The sequence below is a fragment of the Nocardia uniformis NBRC 13702 genome (assembly GCF_001613345.1).
In the GTDB taxonomy this organism is placed as follows: domain Bacteria; phylum Actinomycetota; class Actinomycetes; order Mycobacteriales; family Mycobacteriaceae; genus Nocardia; species Nocardia uniformis.
Window position 1 is genome coordinate 1 of record NZ_BDCE01000018.1, and the last position, 5299, is coordinate 5299.

Annotated in this window: 5 protein-coding genes; 3 read left to right on the forward strand and 2 right to left on the reverse strand. The window is 69.5% G+C overall.

Annotated elements, in window-relative coordinates:
* Positions 1-7: 7 nt before the first annotated feature.
* From NU1_RS40005 to NU1_RS04855, 3 genes are all read left to right on the forward strand, one after another.
* Positions 8-178 carry a YbdD/YjiX family protein gene (locus NU1_RS40005; RefSeq protein WP_084520987.1) on the forward strand — a complete coding sequence of 57 codons (171 nt, stop codon included), beginning with the start codon at positions 8-10 and terminating at the stop codon, positions 176-178.
* 93 nt (positions 179-271) lie between these two features.
* Positions 272-1756: an AlkA N-terminal domain-containing protein gene (locus NU1_RS04850; RefSeq protein ID WP_067517821.1), complete on the forward strand. Its 1485-nt coding sequence runs from the start codon at positions 272-274 to the stop codon at positions 1754-1756.
* On the forward strand, positions 1753-2280 hold the full coding sequence (locus NU1_RS04855) for a methylated-DNA--[protein]-cysteine S-methyltransferase (protein ID WP_245719952.1): 528 nt from the start codon (positions 1753-1755) through the stop codon (positions 2278-2280). The genes NU1_RS04850 and NU1_RS04855 overlap by 4 nt, the downstream gene beginning before the upstream one ends.
* A gap of 195 nt (positions 2281-2475) precedes the next feature.
* On the opposite strand, the gene NU1_RS04860 is transcribed toward NU1_RS04855, so the two are convergent.
* Entirely contained in the window at positions 2476-2727 is a 252-nt protein-coding gene (locus tag NU1_RS04860; protein WP_067517817.1) for a hypothetical protein, read from the reverse strand.
* A gap of 123 nt (positions 2728-2850) precedes the next feature.
* Positions 2851-5299, reverse strand: a 2449-nt coding sequence (locus NU1_RS04865) for an SbcC/MukB-like Walker B domain-containing protein (RefSeq protein WP_157551990.1), incomplete at its 5' end; no start/stop codon positions are given.

The following is a 5299-nucleotide window of genomic DNA, read 5'->3' on the forward strand; positions in this document are numbered from 1 at the left end:
CCGTGCCATTCGAGGCTTTCTCTGGTGGTTCAATTCGATCCTGGGCGGTAGTGACTACGCCCGCTACGTGCAGCATTTGCGGCGGAATCATCCTGATCAGGAGGTTCCGTCCGAGGCCGAGTACTGGCGACGGCGGCATGCGGATGCCGACCGGAATCCGAGCCAACGCTGCTGCTGAAACCCGAAGGTCCGTCACGTCGGGATGACGGGGGTCGGGTACATGGCTGATATCCGCTAGCGGATATCAGCCGCGCCTGGGAGGGTGGATTTCGTGAGTGCAACCGGACTGGACTTCGAACGGTGCTACCGCGCCGTCGCCACACGGGACGCCCGCTTCGACGGGCAATTCTTCACCGCCGTGCGGACCACCGGAATCTATTGCCGCCCTTCGTGTCCGGCTATCACGCCCAAACGTACCAATGTGACGTTCCTACCGACGGCCGCGGCCGCGCAGCAGTGCGGCTTCCGGGCCTGTCGACGCTGCCTGCCCGATGCGGCACCCGGGTCGCCGCTGTGGAATACCCGTGCCGACTTGGCCGCTCGCGCCATGCGACTCATTGCCGACGGCGTGGTGGAGCGGGGCGGTGTACCCGCGCTGGCCGATTCGCTCGGCTATTCACAGCGACAGCTCACCCGGGTGCTGACCGCCGAACTCGGGGCCGGCCCACTGGCTTTGGCACGCGCTCACCGGGCGCATACGGCGCGACTGCTGATTCAGACCACCCCGCTGTCCATGTCGGATATCGCCTTCGCGGCCGGGTTCGCGAGCATTCGCCAATTCAATGACACCGTGCGGGAAGTCTTCGCCGTCAGCCCTACCCGGCTGCGAGAAGAGGTGCGGCGCAACGGCGATGCCGTACCCGCAACCAATGGGACGCTCACCCTGCGGCTGCCCTACCGCGATCCGCTGGATCGGCCGTGGCTGGAATGGTTCATGTCCGCCCATGCCACGCCCGGCCTGGAGCTGTGGGAGGACGGAGCGTACTCCCGCAGTCTGCGCACGCCACACGGACACGCCAACGTCCGAATGAGTGTGCAGCCCGGGCATGTTCGCGCCACGCTGTCGCTGCACGATATGCGTGACCTGGCACCGACGGTGGCGCGCCTGCGGCACCTGCTCGACCTCGACGCCGATCCGATCGGTATCGACGAGGCCCTGGCCGCCGGTCTGCGGGGGCCGCTGCCAAGTCCGGGCATCCGCGTTCCCGGCTGCCTCGACGGCCCGGAACTATTGCTACGCACCATGATCGGGCAACAGATCTCGGTGGCCGCCGCCAATACCCACACCGCTCGCCTGGTGGCCGCACTCGGTGAGCCGGTCCCCGGTCCGGTGCCCTACCTGTTCCCCACCGCCACCGCCATCGCCGAACGCGGCGCCGAGGTGCTCACCGGCCCGGTCCGCCGCACCGCCGCCATTGTGGGTGCCGCCCGCGCCCTGGCCTCCGGCGATCTGATCCTGCACGCGGGCCGCACCGCCGCGGATGTGCGCCGCGACCTGCTCGCCCTCGACGGCGTCGGCCCGTGGACAGCCGACTACGTCACCATGCGACTACTCGCGAACCCCGACATCCTGCTATACACCGACCTGATCGTGCGCCGCGGCGCGAACCTCATCGGCCTCGACCTCACCGATACCGCACGCTTCGCTCCCTGGCGCTCCTACCTCTCCATGCACCTGTGGAAGCACGCCCTCTCCAACCCCGCGGCCGCCCCGGACGGTGCGGCCGGAGCCCGGAAAGCGAGAACCACCCCGTGAGCATCGAACGCTCGGCCGGCACCGCTGATTTCGCGACCCACACCACGGCGGCCGGACCATTCACCGCCCTGGTGGATCACGACGGCGCGGTACTGGCCGCGGGTTGGACCGCGGATGCCGAGAACCTCCGTCAGCTGATCCACCCCACGCTGCGTCCGACCGAACTGCGCCAGCAGGATTCGCTCGGTTCGGTGACCGCGGCGATCGAGGCCTACCACCGCGGCGATCTCACCGCCATCGACGCCGTCACGGTCCGTCAAATGTCCGGTCCTTTCCTGGTCCACGCCTGGGAGGTGCTGCGCAAGATCCCCGCCGGAACCCCCGTCACCTACACCGCCTACGCCGCCCTGGCGGGCCGCCCCGCCGCCACCCGTGCGGCCGCGAACGCCTGCGCCCGCAATGCCGCGGCCCTCTTCGTCCCCTGCCACCGCATTCTGCGCACCGACGGCACCCTGGGCGGTTTCCGCTGGGGACTGGGCGTGAAGCGCTGGCTACTGGATCACGAGAACCCCTCCGCGACATAGCCGGGTGATGTAGCCCACTGCGGCATCTCCGGCCGGACCGGTCTCGTCACCGAAGACCGGGTGTGCGGTTGTACCAGAACCGCTGACAGGTCGGCATAACGGTGCGGGTGGTGGTCGTTGTCCTTCGACCACCACCCGCTTCGTATCCGAGCGCGCACAGCAGCGCACAGTGGAAATCGGGGCACCGAAAGTTCGTCAGGACCGGCGCATCCCGCGGGCGCGGGAACGAGGTCTCGCGATCACCGCGCCGATCAGACCGGCGAGGAGGGCGAGCGTGGCCACCGTGATCCCCGCCAACATCCAGCCGTGCGCTCCGGCCCCGGCCGCATGCAGCGTCCAGGTCAATCCGATCACGCCGAACAGACCCAGCGTCAGTCCGGAGCCGTTGACATTGTCGATAAGGATGGATTCGTCTTGCTGCGGACGGGCGGGGATCGGCGCGGACATCGAAACAGACTCCTCGGGTCTTCCAGCTGCGGGGAAGGGACTACCTGCCAGCGATTCCCGGTTCCCCGAACCTCAAACGCCGACCGTGTAGTTCGCCGCCACGGCCCGACGCGCAACCGGGGCTCAGGCGACGATGGCTTCGAGGTAGGAGCCGGTGCGGCCGCGTACCACGTGCAGGCGGCTGGGGATGCGTTGGCGCATTTCGTCGACGTGGCTGACCACACCCACGACGCGGCCATTGGAGCGGAGTTCGTCGAGGACCCCCATGACGGCGTCGAGGGTGTCGGCGTCGAGACTGCCGAAACCCTCGTCGATGAACAGGGTGTCGAGGACCAGACCGCCGGATTCGGCCGCTACGACATCGGCCAGCCCCAAGGCCAATGACAGTGAGGCCATGAAGGTTTCACCGCCGGAGAGAGTTTTGGCGGGGCGGACGGCACCGGTGTAGTCGTCGCGGATATCGAGGCCGAGGCCACCGCGACGACCACGCGGGCCCGCGGCGTCGGAGTGGACGAATTCATAACGGCCACCCGACATTCGGCGCAGGCGGACGGAGCCCGCGAGCGCTACCTCTTCCAGGCGGGCGGCGAGGACGTAGGAACGCAGCGACATTTTGCGGTTGTTCTCGCCACGCCCGGCCACCACGTCGGCGAGCGAGGAGAGTTCCTCGTGGGCGCGTTGCAGCGGGGCGATACGGTCGACGGCCGCCCAGAGTTGGCCGCAGAGTTCCTCGAGCAGTTCGACGCGCTGGGCCGCGCCGGAGTACGCGGCCACGGCCTCGTTGAGTCGCGACTGCGCCTGGGCGACAGCGGCTTCCAATTCTACGAGATCACCCAGCACGGCGGTGGCGGCGGCGCGTACGTCGGGCTCGGCCAGTACGGATTCGGCGGTGGCGCGGGAGCGGTCGGCGGAGACGAGTTCGTCTTCGAGATCGGCCTGCTGCTGTGCGGTGCGGGAGGCGGCGTCGACGATGCGCGCGTAGTCCGCGAGCACGGTGTAGTCGGGTCCGGTGCCGTCGGGGCGCATGACCGGGAGCGCCGCTTCGACCAAACCCGCTTCCCTGGAAAGCTTTTCGACCCGGAGAGCAGCGGTGGCCACGTGATCGCGAGCGCCGACGACATCGGCGCGGGCGCTGCGCACCGTCTCGGCAGCCGCGACAAGGGTTCGCAGCCGAGCTCGGCGACGCTCCACCGTACCGTCGGCCCCCGCGGCGGCGCGCAGACGTTCGGTCAGTTCAGCGAGGCGACGGTCGGTGGCGACAATGCGTTCCATGGTCGCGCTGCCGCGGGTCTCGCAATCACGCAGATCGTTCTGGAGTCGAGTCTCGTCGGCGCGCAGGCGGGCCAGCTCGGCGGTCAGGGTATCGACACGGACAGCGAGACGGCGCGCGGTCTCGTAGCGTTCGGTCGCGGTGTTCAATGCGGCGGTGAGTTCCGCCTTATCGGCATCGCCGCCACGCTCCATCAATACCTCGATGGCGAGTTCGCAGTCCCCGACCTGCTTGGCGCAGCGTTCCCGCGCGGACTCGGCAATCCGTTCCGCCTGCAGCGCCCTGTCCTCGGCATCCTTCGATACCGCCGTACCGGATGCCCGCGCCGGATCCGGATGCTCGATGGACCCGCACACGGTGCACGGTTGTCCGTCGGCGAGCGCACCCGCCAGCTCGGCGGCCATCCCCGCCAACCGCAGCTCGCGCAGCCGCAGGGTGTGCTCACGGGCGTCCAGGTACGCGGTCCGCGCCGACTCGAACGCGGCCTGTGCCGTGGAGAGTTCGGCACGCCGCTTCGCCAATTCGAGCGCAGCCGTCGCGGCGGAGCGCAGCCGCTCGCACTCGGCCTCCAATACCGGCAGCCCTGCCGCCGCGTCTCCGGCCGCCCGCAACTGCGTCTCTACGGCCGCGATCGACCCGGGCAGCTCTTCGCGCAATCGCGCCAATTTCTCAGCGCGCCCGGTCAATTCGGCCTGATCCTGGCGCAGCCGGGTCATCTCCCCGGCCAACCGCGTCGCCGACTCGGCGTCGGTACGCACCTCATCGAGGGCACCGATCTGGGTGGTCCACCGCTGAATCGCGACCGCGAGCCCGGCTCCGCCGCCCTCGTTCGTCATTCCTGGCTGTGCCGACACTGCGCCGTCGACCTCGGTCGGCGCGGCTTCTCCCGTGACCGCCGTGCCACCGACGGATCCGGCCGCGGCAGCGGTGGTCCCGCCCGCTGCGGGTGATTCCATTGTCGCGGAGGTGCTTCCGTTCGCGGCGGCACCCGCGACGTCGAACAGCCCGCTACCCGACTCACCGGTACAGGTGGCCGCTGCGGCACCGAATCCGTCATCGCGACCGGTTTCCTCGACCCGGGTCGCCGAGTGCGGGGTCACGTCCGCCACGCCCGGTATCGGCGCAATGACCGCCAGGTCCTCGGCGAGCTCCGTACCCGCCAGCTCGGCGGCGGCCAAATCCATTGCGGCCCAGTATGTACCCGGAAGCTCGGCGCTCGCTGGCTCCAGCAGGCGGGCGGCGAGTTCTTCGGCGGCGCGGCCGCTGGCCTCGTCGCGGCGGCGCAGCGCCACGGCGGCGCTG

Coding starts and splice junctions, on each gene's coding strand:
- NU1_RS04860 (WP_067517817.1), bottom strand. CDS start 2,727: ATGTCCGCGCCGATCCCCGCCCGTCCGCAGCAAGACGAATCCATCCTT.